This is a genomic window from Okeania sp., from assembly GCF_983059655.1.
Window position 1 is genome coordinate 1 of sequence record NZ_CEZPJD010001116.1, and the last position, 2022, is coordinate 2022.

A 2022-nucleotide genomic window follows, 5' to 3' on the forward strand; every position below is an offset into this window, starting at 1 on the left:
TGACTTTCCCCTGCCACAACAGCCAAAGCCGAAATTACTCCACTCGTACCATATATATAGTTAACTCCCCACCTACCAAACCAACAACCTTCCTCCTCCTGCTCCCTTTCCAAATAAGTGATCGCCCGTTTCACCCGCCAACTATCCATAGACAACCCACAACAACCAACCATCTCCAACACCCGCGCTGTCACATCCGCCGTATTCGGATCTATCATGGCCTTTAAATCTCCATAAGGGATACCATTCAACCAGTCTTGATTATTATCCACATCAAAAGCTGCCCAACCCCCAGGTTGACATTGCATCGAAGCTAGCCATTCCATAGCACGAGCGATCGCCTGATTTTTCAACTCCTCATCAGGCAACTGCACATTATCCAAAGCCATAACCACCACCGCCGTATCATCTATATCTGGATAAAAACGATTGATAAATTCAAACGCCCAACCCCCCGGTTTACCCAATTTATTCTTAACCGCCCAGTCACCATAATCCAATATTTGTTGTTGCAACAACCATTCCCCAGCTTTAACCACTGCCGGATGACTAGGAGAAATACCAGAATCAACCAACGAACGTATTACCCAAGCGGTATCCCAAACAGGAGAAACACAAGGTTGTACCCAATAACTATCCTCAGTTTCTACAGCAAACCTATCTATAGCCTCCAACCCCCGCACCACCAAAGGGTCTGCCACATCATATTCCAAACACCGCAATGCCAACATAGAATTTAACATTGCCGGAATAATACCCCCCCAGTCACCCGTAACTTCTTGCCTTTCCAGAATCCATTTTTCCGCTGCTTTTAAACCCTCTTCTCGCAAAGGCATCAAGTTAAAATTTTCTGCAAATTTAAAAGCTTTATCTAACCCCAAAAATAAATCCGTCATATCGTATTGACGAGGTAATTCAAAAGTAGCATTGTTAATTCCTTCCGCATAAAGTTCATCCAGATTAATTGTGGGATTAACTGAAAAAATCGGCTTTTTATCAAACACAATTAAAAGTGGAACAGTGCTACTTCTTGCCCAACTTGACATTTCATAAATAGTAAATGGAAAATCTTCAGGAAGTAGCATAATGCTAGGAGGAACAGAAGGAATACCCTGCCAATTGTAGCAACCAATTAAAGCCAGATGTAATTTAGTGAAAATTCTACTGCAACTAATACCTCCTTTTTTAATAATAAAATCTTGTGCTTTAAGCATGATTGAATCTGTTTTTGCAACACCCAATAATCTCAAAGCCATATAAGCTTCAATAGAAGTGCTTAAGTCTCCCCCGTCGCCATAAAATAATTCCCAACCCCCATGTTCTAGTTGTTGAGAAATTAGATAAATTTTTGCTTTATGAAGTGGTCTTTTATTATCCGTTTGCCAAATTTTATGAAGTAAAACTATTTCCGCTGTTATTGTCACATTTGATTCTAATTTACTCCACCAGTATCCTTCTGATTTTTGTAGATTTAATAGATATTTTTGAATAGCTAAAATTGATTGTTTTACTTTATTTTTTTCTATCATTTTTTTTTAAATTAAAATTATTTATTACTATTTTTAAAGTTATAATTAACTTAATAAATTATGCCTATTCATTCTCAATTATATTTCAGTATTTTGATAGAATATAAATAAAAATTTAATAATTTTGAGTAATTAGGGAACCTTACCTAAAATTTATTTGTCAGAATATAACTAGATTCTGTATAGATAGATCGGCCTCACAGTGTTGCTATTGCTCTCTGAGAGGCTTTCCTTATTATGTTTATCATCGAATTTGTATGTTAACTTAATATTAATTATTCTTAAAATCATACTTGACTAGCTATGTATTCAACAATTAAGAGTTAATAATTCTGTAAGTATTCAGTAGTCAGCCATCAGCTATGTGTTATAAACTCATTATCATACTAGAAGAGAATTATCCACCAACGAGAATTAAAATTCATTAATTAAACTTCCTATAACCTAACCTCAGTTATTGTTTGAATATGTTCATGCATCTGATTGCTGTTTG

General features: G+C 36.0%; 1 protein-coding gene. It reads right to left on the reverse strand.

Annotation, left to right across the window (positions count from 1 at the left end):
- On the reverse strand, positions 1 to 1529 hold a 1529-nt coding region (shc, locus tag AC3DU7_RS32330; RefSeq protein WP_488043316.1), incomplete at its 3' end, for a squalene--hopene cyclase.
- Positions 1530 to 2022 lie beyond the last annotated feature (493 nt).